This is a genomic window from Massilia niastensis DSM 21313 (assembly GCF_000382345.1).
Classification (GTDB): domain Bacteria; phylum Pseudomonadota; class Gammaproteobacteria; order Burkholderiales; family Burkholderiaceae_D; genus Telluria; species Telluria niastensis.
In genome coordinates this window covers 18,638-35,087 of the sequence record NZ_KB908079.1, presented here as the reverse complement: position 1 = coordinate 35,087, position 16,450 = coordinate 18,638, and the positions used below count along the sequence as shown (strand labels likewise).

The 16,450-nt window shown below is 67.1% G+C and carries 15 protein-coding genes and 2 tRNA genes; 10 read left to right on the top strand and 7 right to left on the bottom strand.

Translation table 11 applies throughout. From position 1 onward, the window contains the following. Nucleotides 1-38: 38 nt before the first annotated feature. Entirely contained in the window at nucleotides 39-1,532 is a 1,494-nt protein-coding gene (locus H162_RS0103515) for an HDOD domain-containing protein (RefSeq protein ID WP_026354181.1), read from the bottom strand. Further along, complete coding sequence (locus H162_RS0103510) at nucleotides 1,529-3,274, bottom strand: putative bifunctional diguanylate cyclase/phosphodiesterase (RefSeq protein WP_020652061.1); 1,746 nt, start codon at nucleotides 3,272-3,274, stop codon at nucleotides 1,529-1,531. Before H162_RS0103510 ends, H162_RS0103515 begins: the two co-directional genes overlap by 4 nt. 314 nt (nucleotides 3,275-3,588) lie before the next feature. On the opposite strand from H162_RS0103510, the gene H162_RS0103505 reads away from it, so the two are divergent. The 4 genes from H162_RS0103505 to H162_RS0103490 all read left to right on the top strand — a co-directional run bounded on the left by H162_RS0103505 (nucleotide 3,589) and on the right by H162_RS0103490 (nucleotide 6,920). Beyond that, on the top strand, nucleotides 3,589-5,274 hold the full coding sequence (locus H162_RS0103505) for an isovaleryl-CoA dehydrogenase (protein ID WP_020652060.1): 1,686 nt from the start codon (nucleotides 3,589-3,591) through the stop codon (nucleotides 5,272-5,274). Nucleotides 5,275-5,397: 123 nt separating this feature from the next. Continuing rightward, nucleotides 5,398-6,048, top strand: coding sequence for a uracil phosphoribosyltransferase (gene upp / locus H162_RS0103500; RefSeq protein ID WP_020652059.1), 651 nt, complete (start codon nucleotides 5,398-5,400; stop codon nucleotides 6,046-6,048). A 4-nt stretch (nucleotides 6,049-6,052) separates the two neighbouring features. After that, nucleotides 6,053-6,403 carry an Hpt domain-containing protein gene (locus tag H162_RS0103495; RefSeq protein ID WP_020652058.1) on the top strand — a complete coding sequence of 117 codons (351 nt, stop codon included), beginning with the start codon at nucleotides 6,053-6,055 and terminating at the stop codon, nucleotides 6,401-6,403. Nucleotides 6,404-6,716: 313 nt separating this feature from the next. Beyond that, on the top strand, nucleotides 6,717-6,920 hold the full coding sequence (locus tag H162_RS0103490) for a cold-shock protein (protein WP_005670341.1): 204 nt from the start codon (nucleotides 6,717-6,719) through the stop codon (nucleotides 6,918-6,920). Nucleotides 6,921-7,002: 82 nt separating this feature from the next. Here the strand turns inward: H162_RS0103490 and H162_RS0103485 are convergent, their stop codons facing one another. Further along, entirely contained in the window at nucleotides 7,003-7,908 is a 906-nt protein-coding gene (locus H162_RS0103485) for a LysR family transcriptional regulator (protein WP_020652057.1), read from the bottom strand. 159 nt (nucleotides 7,909-8,067) lie between these two features. Between H162_RS0103485 and aceB the strand changes: the two genes are divergently transcribed. Beyond that, nucleotides 8,068-9,657: a malate synthase A gene (gene aceB, locus H162_RS0103480; protein WP_020652056.1), complete on the top strand. Its 1,590-nt coding sequence runs from the start codon at nucleotides 8,068-8,070 to the stop codon at nucleotides 9,655-9,657. A 64-nt stretch (nucleotides 9,658-9,721) separates the two neighbouring features. Here the strand turns inward: aceB and gloB are convergent, their stop codons facing one another. Then, nucleotides 9,722-10,522 (bottom strand): hydroxyacylglutathione hydrolase, encoded by an 801-nt coding sequence (gene gloB, locus H162_RS0103475; RefSeq protein ID WP_020652055.1) that lies wholly within the window; start codon nucleotides 10,520-10,522, stop codon nucleotides 9,722-9,724. A gap of 33 nt (nucleotides 10,523-10,555) precedes the next feature. Between gloB and H162_RS0103470 the strand changes: the two genes are divergently transcribed. The 5 genes from H162_RS0103470 to H162_RS0103450 all read left to right on the top strand — a co-directional run bounded on the left by H162_RS0103470 (nucleotide 10,556) and on the right by H162_RS0103450 (nucleotide 12,915). Further along, nucleotides 10,556-11,329, top strand: coding sequence for a class I SAM-dependent methyltransferase (locus H162_RS0103470; protein ID WP_026354180.1), 774 nt, complete (start codon nucleotides 10,556-10,558; stop codon nucleotides 11,327-11,329). A 56-nt stretch (nucleotides 11,330-11,385) separates the two neighbouring features. Next, the gene (gene rnhA / locus H162_RS0103465; protein ID WP_026354179.1) at nucleotides 11,386-11,823 is read left to right on the top strand and encodes a ribonuclease HI; all 438 of its coding nucleotides are present in this window, start codon (nucleotides 11,386-11,388) and stop codon (nucleotides 11,821-11,823) included. 54 nt (nucleotides 11,824-11,877) lie between these two features. Next, entirely contained in the window at nucleotides 11,878-12,585 is a 708-nt protein-coding gene (gene dnaQ / locus H162_RS0103460) for a DNA polymerase III subunit epsilon (protein WP_020652052.1), read from the top strand. A 37-nt stretch (nucleotides 12,586-12,622) separates the two neighbouring features. After that, nucleotides 12,623-12,697, top strand: a tRNA-Val gene (locus H162_RS0103455). A 143-nt stretch (nucleotides 12,698-12,840) separates the two neighbouring features. After that, a tRNA-Val gene (locus tag H162_RS0103450) sits at nucleotides 12,841-12,915 on the top strand. A 60-nt stretch (nucleotides 12,916-12,975) separates the two neighbouring features. On the opposite strand, the gene H162_RS32495 is transcribed toward H162_RS0103450, so the two are convergent. Genes H162_RS32495 through H162_RS0103435 form a run of 3 tightly spaced genes read right to left on the bottom strand, consistent with a single transcriptional unit; the run spans nucleotide 12,976 to nucleotide 16,130 of the window. Continuing rightward, entirely contained in the window at nucleotides 12,976-13,479 is a 504-nt protein-coding gene (locus H162_RS32495; protein ID WP_156885453.1) for a hemerythrin domain-containing protein, read from the bottom strand. 34 nt (nucleotides 13,480-13,513) lie between these two features. Beyond that, entirely contained in the window at nucleotides 13,514-15,292 is a 1,779-nt protein-coding gene (locus H162_RS0103440) for a PHA/PHB synthase family protein (RefSeq protein ID WP_020652050.1), read from the bottom strand. 10 nt (nucleotides 15,293-15,302) lie between these two features. Continuing rightward, the gene (locus H162_RS0103435) at nucleotides 15,303-16,130 is read right to left on the bottom strand and encodes a universal stress protein (protein ID WP_020652049.1); all 828 of its coding nucleotides are present in this window, start codon (nucleotides 16,128-16,130) and stop codon (nucleotides 15,303-15,305) included. Nucleotides 16,131-16,450: the final 320 nt, after the last annotated feature.

The following is a 16,450-nucleotide window of genomic DNA, read 5'->3' as shown; positions in this document are numbered from 1 at the left end:
AGCCGCCCACCACGCCGTGCGGATGCCGGTGCGCGGGTTCAGACCCGCGTCGCGATCGCCTCGAGCTGGTGCCGCCGCTCCACCGTCCGCACCACCAGCCCGCGCAGGTCGTTGAGCAGCGCGAACTCGGTCTGGCTCAGGATCACCGACGGGAAACCGTCGTCCCAGTCGCCGTAGATGAAGCCGGCCGGCTGCCCGTGCGCGCACAGCGGAATCACCACGAAGCAGCGCGCATCCGACAGCGCGCCTTTCCACCAGCCCGGCAGCTTGGCCGAGAACTTCGGATCGCGCGCGTTCTCGATGAAGATCACGCGGTCGCTGCCGAGCGAGGCGTGGAACACGTTGGGTTCGTAGATGTCGTCGAACACCAGGTTCGGCAGCAGCGCCTTGGCGCCGTCGCCCAGGCCGAGGCGGGCCGAGTAGCGGCCTTCGCGGCGGTTGCGCAGGAAGGCGTAGGAGCGGGTGAAGCTGAGCCCCTTGTGCATGGTTTCCAGCGCCATCGAGATCATCTGGCCGGCGGTGGCGTGCGGGCCGGCGTCGCGCATGTCGGCCACGCCGCTCATCAGGATCTTGTTGCCGGCCATGCGCTTGCGCGTGGCCGCAACCGCCTCGGCGCGCTTCTCGGCCGGCTTGGCCAGCGGCGCGATGCTCAGGTCGGCGGCGGCATCCTGCTTGGCCTTGTCGATCGCCCCCAGGATGCCGGTCGGCGCCACGCCCAGCATCGGCGCGAAGCTCTCCGCCAGCGCGGCGACGCGCTCGCTCCCGGCTTGGTCGTCGCTCCACAGCGCGCTGGCCGCCTGGGTCGACATCGTGCCCAGCGCCGCCAGCCAGTCGTCGTGGCCGAAGCCCTCGCCGCGCTCGGCCGGCTCGACCCGGCGCATGCCGGCGATCAGGTTGCGCGGCAGGCCCCAGTGCGCGGCCGTGGCGCGTCCGACTTCTTCCAGCGTCAGGCCCAGCACCTCCTCGGCGGCGTGGTCCTCGCGGCCTTCGCCGGCGCTGTCGCGCATCAGGGCCCAGCGTTCGGCCATGTAGAAGGTGATCATCATGCGGCCCAGCGAATGCAGGATCGAGCACACCACCGCTTCCTCCGGATCGCGGCTGGCCGCGTGAAAGGCGATCTGCTGCGCCACCATCCCGGCCAGCACCGCCTTCTCCATCTCGACATGGGCGACTTCGGAATCGGGCGTCTGCTTGCTCAATTCCTCGATCAGCTTCAGGCCCAGGGCCAGGTGGCCGATCGCCTCGGTGCCGAGCACCAGCACCGCCTTCGAGACGGTGTTGATGCGCTGGCCGAAGGCCGAGTACATGCTGCTGTTCGCCAGGCGCAGCACCTTCTGGGTGAGCACCGGGTCGGACAGCACGGTCTGGGTCATCGAGAATTCGCGCTCGTCCTCGCCGCGCATGGAGGCGAGGATGGCGTTGATCGCCTTGGTGAATCCCGGCATGTCGCCCTGCCTGCGGATACGTTCCCACAACAGGGCGAGGGTGGCTTCCCCCTTCGGCGAGCGCACGGTGTCAGCTTGTGTCGTCATGATTTGCCCGTCCGGGTGTCCGGCAGGAGAGCGGTGTAGAGGTTTTCCTTGAGTGCCGCGAGCGCGGCGCTGGCCGACATCGGCTTGCCGGTCAGGTAGCCCTGGATGTAGTGGCAGCCCTGGTTGTCGAGCCAGGCCAGCTGCTCCTCGGTCTCGACGCCTTCGGCCACCACCGCCAGCTGCAGGTGCTTGGCCAGGTCGAGCACGGCGTTGCAGATCGCGGCATCCTTCTTCGACGCCGGCAGGTCCTTGACGAAGGCGCGGTCGACCTTCAGGACCGAGATCGGGAAGCGCTTCAGGTAGGCCAGCGACGAGTAGCCGGTGCCGAAGTCGTCGATCGCGATGCGCGCCTTGCGCTCGGCCATCTTGGCGAGGATCGCTTCGGCGTGGGCCGGGTCGACCATCAGCGTGCCTTCGGTGATCTCGAGCACCACCTGGTGGCCCGGGGTGCCGGACAGCGCCAGCGCGTCGTCGAGCACGTCCAGGAAGCGGTCGCTGCGGAACTGGCGCGGACTGATGTTGACCGAGATGTAGAGTTCGCGCCCGGCGACTTCCTGGAACTGGCGGATCTGCATGCAGGCCGCCTTCAGCGCCCAGGCGCCGAGCAGGTTGATCAGGCCGTTGGTCTCGGCGATCGGGATGAAGCGGCTCGGGGCCACCATGCCCAGGGTCGGATGCTTCCAGCGCATCAGGGTCTCGAAGCCCTCGATGGTGCGCGTGCGCGCATCCACGATCGGCTGGTAGAACAGCAGGAACTCGCCTTCGCGCACCGCGTTGAACATCGCCGCCTCGAGCGAGATGTCGTGCTGCGGCGGACCCTGTTCGCGCGCGCAGTAGACCACGGTGCGCGCCTTGCCGGTTTCCTTGGCGCGCGACATCGCGGTGTCGGCCAGGGTCACCAGGCGCACTTCGTCCTCGGCGTGGTCCGGGTAGACCGCGACCCCGATCGAGGAACCCAGGTAGATCGTATGGCCGCCGGCTTCGAAGGGCGACTGCAGGGTCGCCATCAGGCGTCCGGTGACGAGCTTGATCTGGGCCTCGGTGAAGGTGCCCGGCAGCACCGCGACGAATTCGTCGCCGCCGACCCGGGCCAGGGTGTCGCTGTCGCGCAGGGTGCGGCGCAGGCGCCCGGCGGCCATCTGCAGCACGGCGTCGCCGACCGGGTGGCCGAGGCCGTCGTTCACCTTCTTGAAGCCGTCGATGCCGATGGTGGCCACCGAAAAGCCCTGGCCCGAGCGGCGCGCGTTCGCGATCACCATGCGGATGCGGTCCGCCAGCAGCACCCGGTTCGGCAGTTCGGTCAGGGCGTCGTGGGTCGCCATGTGGCGCAGCCGTTCCTCGGTCGCGTGCTGGACCGACATGTCGCGGCCGATGACCAGCAGCGGGGCGTCGTCGCCGGTATCGAAGGGAGCGATGCGCAGTTCGTACCAGACGTCGCGTTCGCCGGTGCGCAGGCGCACTTCGACGATCACCGCGTCCCGGGTGCTGGCGGTCGCCTGCAGCGCATTGCGCAGCGCCGGCTGGTCGACGTCATGGACGGCTGCCACCAGCGCCTGGCCCGGCTCGACGCCGGCCAGGCGTTGCGCGCGCGTGCTCGCGGCGCGGATCAGCCCGCCCGTCGTGATGCGCAGCACGGCGTCGCCGGCCGTTTCCATCAGGCCGTCGAGCAGCGACGCCGGCAGCGGCTGGCGCATCTGCGGCTGCGGCTGCGGCTGGGGCGCGGCGGAGGAACTGGTGTGCATGTTGGGATGTCTGCCTTCTTATTGCTGCACGTGTCCGGCGATCCATTCACATGCTTGTAACAGTGCAAGTCTATCAAACCAATGGGGACTCTATCACTGAAAGATTCCAAAAGGCATTAAAAAACACAAACCCGGCCTTCCTCACGCGTTGCGCTGCCGCAGCCGGCTTGCTTCACCAGCATGTTTGCGCTAGCCTTCTTGTCGGACAGTCAAGCCTTTGGACGCGCCATTGTCGCTGATTATTTCTTATTGATAAAGTTTGTGCAGAAATTTTGATGCTTTGTTGCAACATCCAGGAATCAGGAGAGACCGGCTTGCTCACCAACTTCGATACCCATGAGGTGTTCAACCAGGCGCCGCCTTTCGCCGGCGTCAACCTGTACGCCTGCGATCCGGCGCTGCGCGAAGGCCTGCAGCGCGAGGGCGGCGGCTGGGCCGCGGGGGCGCTCGACCAGCTCGGCGCGCAGCTCGGCACGGCCGAGGTGCAGGAGCTGGCGCGGCTGGCCAATGTCCACGGGCCGCGGCTGGCCGGCTTCGACCGTTCCGGCAGGCGCATCGACGAAGTCGAGTTCCATCCGGCCTGGCACCGCCTGATGGAGATGATGATCGGCGCCGGCGCCCATGCGGCGCCCTGGCGCGAGCCGCGCCCCGGTGCCCAGGTGGCGCGCGCGGCCCAGTACCTGCTGTTCGGCCAGGTCGAGAACGGCGCCCAGTGCCCGGTGACGATGACCTATGCCTCGGTGCCGGCGCTGCGCCGCCATCCCGCGCTCGCCCGGGCCTGGCTGCCGAAGATCCTGTCGACCGAGTACGATCCGCGTTCGCTGCCCGTCGAGCACAAGCGCGGTGCGCTGATCGGCATGGGCATGACCGAAAAGCAGGGCGGCACCGACGTGCGCGCCAACACCACCCGCGCCGAGCCGCTTGCGCCGGACGAGGCCGCGGCCCGCTTCGGGGCGGCGGGCGAGGGCGCCTGGCGCATCGTCGGGCATAAATGGTTCTTCTCGGTGCCGCAGTCGGACGCCCACCTGATCCTGGCCCAGGCCGACGGCGGCGGGAGCGCCGGCCTGAGCTGCTTCTTCGTGCCGCGTTTCCTGCCCGACGGCAGCCGCAACGCGATCCGCGTGCAGCGCCTGAAGGACAAGCTGGGCAACCGTTCCAACGCCTCTTCCGAAGTCGAATTCTGCGGCGCGCTCGGCTGGATGATCGGCGCGCCGGGGCGCGGCATCCCGACCATCCTCGAGATGGGCAGCCACACCCGCCTGGACTGCGTGCTCGGCAGCGCCGGCATCATGCGCGCCGCCCTGTGCCACGCGCTGCACCATGCGCGCGGGCGCAGCGCCTTCGGGCGCGTGCTGGCCGAACAGCCCCTGATGCAGAACGTGCTGGCCGACCTGGCCCTCGAGAGCGAGGCCGCGACCGCGTTCGCGCTGCGCCTGGCGCGCTGCTTCGACCAGCAGGACGACCCCCGCCAGGCGCTGCTGGGCCGGATCCTGACCCCGGCGGGTAAATACTGGATCTGCAAGCGCGGCCCGGCCTTCGGCGCCGAGGCGATGGAAGTCATGGGCGGCAACGGCTATGTCGAGGACGGCCCGCTGGCGCGCCTGTACCGCGAATTCCCGGTCAACTCGATCTGGGAAGGTTCCGGCAACGTGATGTGCCTGGATGTGCTGCGCGCGCTCGGCAAGTCGCCCTCGGCGGCGCGCGAGGCGCTGGCCGCCGAGCTGATGCCGGGCGCCGGGCTGGATGCGCGCTTCGCCGCCTTCGCCGGCCGCCTGCTCGAGGAGCTGCCGCTGCGCCTGCAGGACGAGTTCGGCGCGCGCCGGCTGGCCGAGCGGCTGGTGGTGGCGGTGCAGGGCGCGCTGCTGCTGCGCCATGCGCCGGCGTGTGTGTCGGGCGCCTTCGTGGCCTCGCGCATCGCGGTGGATGCGGGCGGCGCCTTCGGCCGGCTGCCGGCGGGCAGCGACTGCGGCGCGATCCTGGCGCGCGCCCTGGCGGCCTGAGCCTGCGGCGCGGCGCGGGGGCCGCCCAAGGCGAAAATTATTTGTGCCCGCGCGGGACAAACGGCTGCGCGGCTGGGATAATGCGCGCTTACCAGCTACACAACGACTCTATCCGTGTCCACCATGAAACAAGACCCGCGTTTCCCGAACCTCTACATCCTGAACCACCCGCTGATCCAGCACAAGCTGTCGCACATGCGCGAGCATGACACCTCGACGCGCACCTTCCGCGAACTGCTGCGCGAGATCACGCTGCTGATGGGGTACGAGATCACGCGCGACCTGCCGCTGACCACGCGCCAGATCCAGACCCCGCTGGTGACCATCGATGCGCCCGTGATCGCCGGCAAGAAGCTGGCCGTGGTGCCAATCCTGCGCGCCGGCATCGGCATGAGCGACGGCTTGCTCGAACTGGTGCCGTCGGCGCGCGTCGGCCACATCGGCGTGTTCCGCGATCCCGACACCCACGAGCCGGTCGAGTACCTGGTGCGCCTGCCGGAAACCAAGGACCGCACCTTCATCCTGTGCGACCCGATGGTTGCCACCGGCAACTCGGCGGTGCACGCCGTCGACGTGCTGAAGAAGCGCGGCGTCCCGGACGAACATATCCTGTTCCTGGCCCTGGTGGCCGCGCCGGAAGGCATCACGGTGTTCCAGAACGCCCACCCGAACGTCAAGGTCTACGTGGCCTCGCTCGACTCGCACCTGAACGAGCACGCCTACATCGTGCCGGGCCTGGGCGATGCGGGCGACCGCATCTTCGGCACCAAGTAAGCCGATGGCGCATCCGGCCGACCAGCACTTCTTCGCGCGCCTGGCTGCGCTCAACGAGAAATTCGCGGACGGCCTGCCGGCCACCCTGGACCGGCTGGCCGGCCTGGCTGCCGAACTCGACAAGGAGGCGCCGGCGCCGGCCGCGGCCGAGCTGCAGGCGGTGCTGCACACGATCGCCGGCTCCGCCGCGACCTTCGGCTTCCGCGGCCTCGGCCAGCAGGCGCGCACCCTGGAACAGCGCCTGCGGGTCCTGACGACCTTCGACGCGGTGGCCGCGGCGGACTGGGACGGCTGGCTCGGCGAGCTGGCCTGTTTCGTCAGGGAGGCGCGGCGCGATCCGAAGGCGCTCGGCTGAGGCCGCGGGCTGTCAAGCAGCCTGCGCAAGGATACTGTTGGGCGAAATTTGATCCATCGCAAACAATCGTCCGGATCTTGGCCTATATTCCTTATACCGAATGAAAAAAAAGCGTTCCGGATAAAGTTGATTAACGGAACGTTGCGGATATCGACCTTTTTTGCTTAACGAATGGAGCATCCTCCATTTTTATTCGGTATAATGAGGGATCGTTGGATTCAAGTGGTAGTGCAGTCTGTCTGTCATTTCCTTTCTTGTTGTTCAAACGATCTAAACGGGCGCAAGCCCAACTTAACTGAAATAGGAAATTGTAATGGCAACTGGCATCGTAAAATGGTTCAATGATTCGAAGGGTTTTGGCTTCATCACCCCTGACGAAGGCGGCGAAGATCTGTTCGCTCACTTCTCGGCTATCCAGAGCACCGGCTTCAAGTCGCTGCAGGAAAACCAGCGCGTCTCGTTCGACGTGACCACCGGCCCTAAGGGCAAGCAAGCCTCGAACATCCAGCCGCTGTAATCTTCAGCGCGATGTAAAAAATCCCCGGAATTGCCGGGGATTTTTTTTGCCCATCCATTCCGGCGCCCATCGGTTCCGCTGCTCAGCGGTCGCGCCAGTACGCCGGCTGCGCATAGGCGCGGCGCAGGAAGTCGACGAAGGCGCGTATGCGCAGCGGCAGGTGGCGGCGCTGCGCGAACACGGCGTAGACGTCGGTTCCCGGCGCGGCGTAGCGGTCCAGCACCGTGCACAGTTCCCCGCTCGCGATCTGCGCGCCCACTTCCCACATCGAGCGCCAGGCCAGGCCCTTGCCGGCCAGCGCCCAGGCATGCAGCACGGCGCCGTCGTTGCAGACCATGTTGCCCCCGACCTTCAATGTGACCGGCTTGCCCGCGTCGAGGAAGGTCCAGCCGCGCTGGCTGCCTTCGCTGCTGATCGCCAGGCAGTTGTGGCGCGCCAGGTCCGAAAGTTGCTGCGGCGCGCCGTGCCGCTTCAGGTAGCCGGGAGCGGCCACCACCACCCGGTGGTTGTCGGCCAGCTTCACCCCGACCAGGCTGGAATCGCTCAGGGGAGCGATGCGGATCGCCACGTCCACGCCTTCGCCCAGCACGTCCACCACGCGGTCGTTCAGGTTCAGGTTGACCGTCAGTTCGCGGTGCTCGGCCAGGAAGGAGGGCAGCAGGGGCGCCACGTGCTGGCGCCCGAAGCCGGCCGGCGCCGACACCAGCAGGTGGCCGGTGGCGCGCGCACTGCGCTCGGAGACCGCGGCTTCGGCTTCGTCGAGCTCGGACAGGATGCGCTGGCAGTCTTCCAGGAAGGCGGCGCCTTCGTCGGTCAGCACCAGCTTGCGGGTGGTCCGCTGCAGCAGCTTGACCCCGAGACGCGCCTCGAGCGCGTCCAGGCGGCGCCCGATCATGGCCGGCGCGATCCCCTCGGCGCGCGCCGCGGCCGACAGGCTGCCGCGCGCCACCACTTCGGTGAAGGTCGAGATCTCCTTGAACTTGCCCATGCTTCTCCTGATTTCAACCAAAAACGCACAGATGTAGTGAGATTTTGTATCGTTTAGATATGTTCGAGTGAATATACTTGAAGCTATGACAAAGGCCAAGCTCGCCTATACGGGCGCCTGGCCGGCAACGCATTCACAACCATCGATTCAGGAGCAAGCATGAGCATCGCCACCCCAGCAGGCATGGAAATCAAGGCCGACATCAAGCCCGGCTACGAACAGATCCTCACTCCCGAGGCCCTCGAACTGGTCGCCAAGCTGACGCGCGCCTTCGAGCCGCGGCGCCAGGAGCTGCTGGCCGTACGCGCCGAGCGGGCCAGGCGCCTGGATGCCGGCGAGCGTCCGGACTTCCTGCCGCAGACCGCCCACATCCGCGACGGCGACTGGAAGATCGCCCCGATCCCGAAGGCGCTCGAATGCCGCCGCGTGGAAATCACCGGGCCGGTGGAACGCAAGATGGTGATCAATGCGCTGAACTCCGGGGCGGACAGCTACATGACCGACTTCGAGGATTCGAACACGCCGAACTGGGACAACCAGATCACCGGCCAGCTCAACATGCGCGACGCGGTGCGCAAGACGATCTCCCTGGAGCAGGGCGGCAAGCGCTACCAGCTGAACGACAAGGTCGCGACCCTGGTGGTGCGCCCGCGCGGCTGGCACCTCGACGAGAAGCATGTGCTGGTCGACGGCAAGCGGATCTCGGGCGGCATCTTCGACTTCGCGCTGTTCATGGTTCACAACGCAAAAGAACAGCTGGCGCGCGGCGCCGGCCCTTACTTCTACCTGCCGAAGATGGAATCCCATCTCGAGGCGCGCCTGTGGAACGACATCTTCGTGATGACCCAGGACGAACTGGGCCTGCCGCAGGGCACGATCAAGGCCACCGTCCTGATCGAGACCATCCTGGCCGCCTTCGAGATGGACGAGATCCTGTACGAACTGCGCGAGCACAGCGCCGGCCTGAATGCGGGGCGCTGGGACTACATCTTCTCGTGCATCAAGAAGTTCAAGCTGGACAAGGACTTCTGCCTGGCCGACCGTCCGAAGGTGACGATGACCTCGCCCTTCATGCGCGCCTACGCGCTGCTGCTGCTCAAGACCTGCCACAAGCGCGGCGCGCCGGCCATCGGCGGCATGGCGGCCCTGATCCCGATCAAGAACGATCCGGCCAGGAACGAGGTGGCGATGGGCGGCGTGCGCAACGACAAGGCGCGCGACGCGAACGATGGCTACGACGGCGGCTGGGTCGCCCATCCGGGCCTGGTCGAGCTGGCCATGACCGAGTTCACCCGCGTGCTGGGCGACCGCCCGAACCAGATCGACAAGCAGCGTCCGGACGTCGAGGTCACGGCGCAGGACCTGCTCGACTTCAAGCCGGAAGCGCCGATCACGGAAGAGGGCCTGCGCTACAACATCAATGTCGGCATCCACTACCTGGGCGCCTGGCTGGCCGGCAACGGCTGCGTGCCGATCCATAACCTGATGGAAGATGCGGCGACCGCCGAGATCAGCCGTTCGCAGGTGTGGCAGTGGATCCGCTCGCCCAAGGGCGTGCTGGAAGATGGCCGCAAGGTCACGGCCGAGATGGTGCGCGCCATGATTCCGGAAGAACTGGCGAAGGCGAAGGAGGCGGCGCCGAACGGCGACAATCCGAGCTATGCGCGCGCGGCCGTGATCTTCGAGGAGATGTCGACCTCGGAAACCTTTGCCGAGTTCCTCACCTTGCCGCTGTACGAGGAAATCTGAGGTAACACGGCGGGCGCAGGGTGGGCGGGTTTTCCGCCCACGCGGCGATGGCTGTCCACCCTGCCTAGAACACGTTCTTCCACTCGCGCAAGGCCGCGAAGGCCTCGACCGGCGTGGCGCCGTCGGCCAGGCGCCCGGCCGCGACCAGGCTGTGCACGATGCCCGGCTCGGTATAGCGCAGGAAGGGATTGCTGCCTTTCTCCAGGCCGATGGTGGACGGCACCGTCGGCAGGCGGGTGCCGCGTTTCGCGCTCGCATCCCGCATCCGCGCCTCGACGGCCTGGTTGTCCGGCTCGACCGCCTGGGCGAAGCGCAGGTTCGAGATCGTGTACTCGTGCGCGCAATACACCAGGGTGTCGTCCGGCAAGGCCGCCAGCTTGGCCAGCGACGCCGTCATCTGCGCCGGCGTGCCTTCGAACAGGCGCCCGCAGCCGGCCCCGAACAGCGTATCCCCGCAGAACAGCCAGTTCGCTCCACGCGCGCGCCGCACGTAGGCGATGTGGCCGCGCGTGTGCCCCGGCACGTCCAGCACTTCCAGTTCCAGGTCCAGGCCCGGGACCCGCACCCGGTCGCCTTCGCCCAGCATCTCGGTCAGCCCGGCGATGTTGTCGTGGCGCGGCCCGTAGACCGGTACCGCCGCGTCGGCCAGCAGGGCGCCGACACCGCCGATATGGTCAGCATGGTGATGGGTGAGTAGAATGGCAGTCAGGGTCAGCCCGTGCGCGGCGAGTGCGTCGCGGATGGGCTGGGCGTCGCCGGGATCGACCACCGCGGCATGGACCCCGTCGTGGATCAGCCAGAGATAGTTGTCCTGGAAGGCGGGTATAGTAAGGACAGCCAGGTCTTTACACGGCGAATTGGTCATGATGGTCAGCAGAGATGTTTCAAAAGGTGTGGCATGGATAGCGCGGCGTCCGAAAAATCCATTATAGCGCTCGATGTCTGGCTGCAATCGGCAGCCGGGGCATACGTGCGCGCGTTCGAGCAGGCCTGCCTCGATGAGTTGACCGTGGATATCTTCGGCTTCAACGCATTGCAGATCGGCGTGCCGCAGCTCGACGCGCTCGCCGCCAGCCGCATGCCCAACAAGTGGCAGGCGGCGACCCGCACCTCGAGCGCCGACGAACTGGCGTTCGCCTCGGGCGGCAAGCAGATCGCGGTGGCGCTCGACTTCGCCGATCTGCCGTTCGCGTCGCAGAGCATCGACCTGGTGGTGCTGCCGCACGTGCTGGAATTCGCGGCCGAGCCGCACCAGGTGCTGCGCGAGGTCGAACGGGTCCTGATCCCGGAAGGGCAGGTGATCATCTGCGGCTTCAACCCGGCCAGCCTGTGGGGCATGCGCCAGGGCGTCGGCCGCATCGCCAGCAGCGACTACCTGCCGGTCAGCGGCGAATTCATTTCTTTGCCGCGCCTGAAAGACTGGCTAAAATTGCTGAACCTGGGCGCGACCCGCAGCCACTTCGGCTGCTACGCGCCGCCGTGCCGCACGGCGCACTGGCTGAGCCGGTTCTCCATGATGGAGAGCGCCGGACAACGCTGGTGGCCCTACCTCGGCGCGGTATATGTCGTGCATGCGATCAAGCGGGTCAAGGGCATGCACATCATCGGTCCCGCATGGAACAAGAAAACGAGCAAGCGGCCGGCGGCAGTCCCGGCGGCGAACAGAGAATGAGCGAAGAAAAGTTGAACGATACCAAGCCCGCCAAGGGCGAACCAAGCGAATCCAACCTGACCAAGGTCGAGGTCTTTACCGATGGCGCCTGCAAGGGCAATCCGGGCACGGGCGGATGGGGCGCCTTGCTCGTCTCCAACGGTCACGAAAAGGAAATCTTCGGTGGCGAACTGAACACCACCAACAACCGCATGGAGCTGCGCGCCGTGATCGAGGCGCTGGGGGTGCTGAACCGTCCCTGCCAGGTGGTGCTGCACACCGACAGCCAGTACGTCCAGAAGGGGATCTCGGAATGGATCCACGGCTGGAAGGCGCGCGGCTGGAAGACCTCGACCAGGGAACCGGTCAAGAACGACGACCTGTGGAAGGCGCTCGACCTGGCGCAGGCGCAGCACGCGGTCGAATGGCGCTGGGTGCGCGGCCACAACGGCCACCCGGGCAACGAACGCGCGGACGTGCTGGCGAACCGGGGTGTGGCGTCGGTGCGTCGTTGATGTCGGCTGCGGTTTGCTATACTGCGGACCGCTCCAACTCATCAGTATTCATCCATGCGCCAGATTGTCCTCGATACCGAAACCACCGGCCTGAATCCACGCACAGGCGACCGCATCATCGAAGTCGGCTGCGTGGAGATCTTCAACCGCAAGCTCACCGGCAATAACTTCCACCGTTACATCAATCCGGAGCGCGACTCGGACGAGGCGGCGCTGGCGGTGCACGGCCTGACCACCGAGTTCCTGCGCGACAAGCCGAAGTTCCACGAGATCGCCGAGGAGCTGCGCGCCTATATCCAGGGCGCCGAGGTCATCATCCACAACGCGCCCTTCGACCTGGGCTTCCTGAACCATGAATTCGTGCGGCTCGGCCTGCCGCCCTTCGTCGAGCACTGCAGCAACGTGATCGACACCCTGGTGCATGCGAAGGAACTGCATCCGGGCAAGCGCAACTCGCTGGACGCGCTGTGCGACCGCTACGAGGTCTCGAACGCGCACCGCAAGCTGCACGGCGCACTGCTCGACTCGGAACTGCTGGCCGACGTCTACCTGGCGATGACGCGCGGCCAGAACACGCTGACCATGGATGTGGACGTCGAGACGGCGGATGCCGGCGAGATCCTGGACGCGGGGCCGCTGGGCGAGATCATCGTGGTATCGGCCAGCGCGGACGAGCTTGCCATTCACGAGCAGGTCCTCACGGGCCTCGATAAAAACGTCAAAGGGCAGTGTGTTTGGAGAAATTATTCTCCGCAGGGGTGACGAGGCGCAGATTCTGTGCCATAATACGCCTCGCTTTGGGAGGTTAGCTCAGGGGTAGAGCACTGCATTCACACTGCAGGGGTCGCAAGTTCGAAACTTGCACTTCCCACCAAGATTCAAAAAGGCCAGCTTCGTGCTGGCCTTTGTTATTGTGCGGCGCCGGATGGATACGCACACCTGAATCGGCGTAGCCATGCGCTTTTTCAAGATTGCTATTTGGCATCTCGCCACAGCTGTGGCATAATACGGCCACCCGGGAGGTTAGCTCAGGGGTAGAGCACTGCATTCACACTGCAGGGGTCGCAAGTTCGAAACTTGCACTTCCCACCAGAATACGCTGAAAGGCCTGCAACGAAAGTCGCAGGCCTTTTTTGCTTTTGCATGCGCGCTTCAATGCGCATTCCTGGGATGCCGCTCCGGCCGCGCCGGCGTATAGGCCAGGCAGGCGCCTGTCGCCTCGACGCGCATGCGCGCCGCACGGCCCGCATGGGCGCGCAGGTGCAGCGAGGCGGCGGGCTTGAACACGAACGCCACTTCCAGCGTGGCGGTGAAGCGGTGCAGCGACAGGATGTCGGCCAGCGCGGCCAATGCCTGCCGCCCCAGCATCGTATCCCCCGCTTCGACCCGCGAGGTGATCGAATGCAGGGCGGTCAGCGCGAACGCATTCCCGGCCAGATGCTCGCCCAGGCCCGGGTAGCCGACCGCATCCATGACGGTCTCTTCCTGCCGGAACCCGGCCTCGACCGCGGCCACCAGCGCATCCCATCCCTCCACAAACTCCCGGTCGGGCTTTCCGGCCAGCTGGGCGATGTGTTCGCACAGCCGGCGCCGTACCCGGCCCATGGCCTTGCCGACGGCATGCATCCGCGCGTAAGGCGTATAAAAAGCACTCATCACATACTTCTCCTTCTCTATCCTCCGCATCCATTCACGCCTCGAACACGTAGCGCCCGGGCGCGGGCCCGAGTGCGAGCATGGGCGGCGGCGCTTCGGTCCAGTCGCCCGCATGGCGCGCCAGCCAGGCTTCCCAGGCCGGCCACCAGCTGCCATCGTGCACGGCGGTCTGTTCTTGCCATTGCTCTGGATTAATATATGGCGTTCCATGCGCATGCGTCGTCATCTGGTAGCTGCGCTCCTGGGTGCCGGGCGGGGCGACGACGCCGGCATTGTGGCCGCCCGAGGTCAGCAGGAAACTCACCTCGGTGTCGGTCAGCAGCTCGATCTTGTACACCGAACGCCAGGGTGCGACGTGGTCGGTCCGGGTCCCGACCGCGAACAGCGGCGCGCTGATGTCGGTCAGGGCCACCGGCCGGCCGTCGACGGCGTAGCGGGCGCTGGCCAGGTCGTTGTTCAGGAACAGCCGGCGCAGGTACTCCGAGTGCATGCGGTAGGGCATGCGGGTGGCGTCGGCGTTCCAGCTCATCAGGTCGGTCTGGCGCTCCGGCAGGTTCAACAGGTAATGGCGCAGCTGCCGCGACCAGATCAGGTCATTCGAGCGCAGCAGCTGGAAGGCGCCGGCCATCTGGCGCGTGTCGAGGTAGCCCTGGCTCCACATGGTCGCCTCCAGGAAGCTGACCTCGCTTTCGTCGATGAACAGCGACAGTTCTCCCGGCTCGGTGAAGTCGACCTGGGCCGCCAGCAGGGTCAGGCTGGCCAGGCGCCGGTCGCGCTCGCGCGCCATCGCGGCCGCGGCGATGGCCAGCAGGGTGCCGCCGAGGCAGTAGCCGCAGGCGTTGATCTTGTCGGCGCCGGTCTCGTGGGTGATCGCGTCGAGCGCCTCCATGACGCCGAGCCGGCGGTAGTCGTCGATGCCGAGGTCGCGGTCTCCATCCTGCGGATTTTTCCAGGAAATCATGTAGACCGTGTGGCCGTGCTCGACCAGGTAGCGCACCAGCGAGTTCTGCGGCGACAGGTCGAGGATGTAGTACTTCATGATCCAGGCCGGCACGATCAGGAGCGGCACCTGGCGCACCTGCGGCGTCACCGGGTCATAGCGCAACAGCTCCATGATGCGGTTGCGCAGCACCACCTGGCCCGCGGTGGTGGCGACATCGCGGCCCGGCTTGAAGGCCTGTTCCGGCAGCTTGCCGTTGAACGCGTTGAAGGCGTCCCCGAGCGCGCGCATGGCCCCGCCGGTCAGGTTCAGGCCGCCATGCTCGCAGGTCGCGCGCAGCACCACCGGATTGGTGAACACGAAGTTCGAGGGCGCGACGCAGTCGAGCAGCTGGCGCGCCATGAAGGTCACCACGTCGGCGTGGTGGGGAGACATGCCGCGGATGCTGCTGGTGGCGCGGTGCCACCATTGCTGCTGCAGCAGGAAGGCCTGGCTCAGGGCATTGAACGGCCAGTCCTGCCATTCCGGGTCGGTGAAGCGCTTGTCCTGGGCCAGCGGTGCGATCGGCGCGTCGGCGTCGCCGGCCGGCAGGCTCACGCAATACTGCAGCCAGCGCAGCAGCGCCGCCGCGGCGTGGTTGGCGAGCTCGCTCTGCTTGTCCGGCGACAGCAGCAGGTGGCTGCTCCAGTCCATCCATGCCAGGCCCAGCGCGGCCGGGGACAGGTGGCCGGTCAGCTTGCCCAGTCCGGATTGCAGGAACAGGTCGGCAGAGGCGTGCTCGACATAGGCCTCCGGATACTGGCGCCGCATGCCCTGCCAGGCGCTGGCGTCGCGCTGGCGTACGGCCTGGGGAGTCGCGCTCGGGTCGTTCATCGGGCCGGCCTCAGTGTGCGATCAGGAGCGGCAGCGGGCTGCGCTCGAGCAGGATGCGGGTCACGCCGCCGAGCACCAGTTCGCGGTAGCGGCTGTGTCCGAACGCCCCGGTGACCATCAGGTCGGCGCCGGCGTTGCGCGCCACGGCGAGCAGGACCTCGCCGGCCGGGGCGCGGCCGCGCTCGCAGGCGACCTCGACTTTCACGCCGTGGCGCGCCAGGTAGCGCGCCATGTCGGCGCCCGGCTCCTCGCCATGCAGGCCCGGTTCGTGCTCCGGATCGGCCAGGGCCAGCGTGACCTTCTCGGCGCGCGCCAGGAAGGGCAGGGCGGCATCGAGGGCGCGGATCGCCTGCATGCTGCCGTCCCAGCCGGCGACGATCCGGGCGCCGATCGGCGCGCCCGCATAGGTGCCGGGCACGACCAGCACCGGACGCGGGCTGTGCAGGGCGATGTATTGCGGGATGCCGCCCAGCGCGCCGCGCCGGCCCGGCTCCTGGCTGGTGACCACCAGGTCGGCATAGCGCGCATGCAGCAGCAGGGCGTGCCGGCTGTCGTCCTCGACCAGGCGCTCCTCGGCCGACCCGATGCCCAGGCGACCGGCCTGCTGGCGGAAGCGCTGCAGCGACGCATGGGCCTGGTCGCGGTAGACCTGGAAGTCTTCGCCGGGCGGCGGGGTGGTCAAGGAACTGGTCAGCAGCGCATACTGGGACCACGACAGGCCGGTCACGGCGCTGCCCACCAGGTGCGCGCCGAAGGCGTCGGCCAGCCAGGCGGCCGCCAGCAGCCGGCTTTCCATCAATGGCCCGTCATCAACATTGATGACGATCGTCTTGTACATGACTCATCCTTTCATCAAAAACAGGCATTCGGAAAGCCGGAGCGCATCCGGCCGGGCCGGGGGAGGCGGCAGGCAAGGCGCCATGTCGGTGCCATGCGATGAACGAGGTGCGAATGGGCGCGCCGCCCTGCGCCGCCATGCATCAATCACTCTACGCCTCGCCGGATGCGCTGTCATTAGCGCAATGGAGATGGACGGGGGGGAGCAGGGGCCGGCGCAGGTAAATGTGATGCACTGGGGAAACTCGCGCTATACTCGGAGCACCGGTCGATGCCGCACCCATGAGCCCGCCGCGGTCCTGGGACGGGGCGACCCGATTC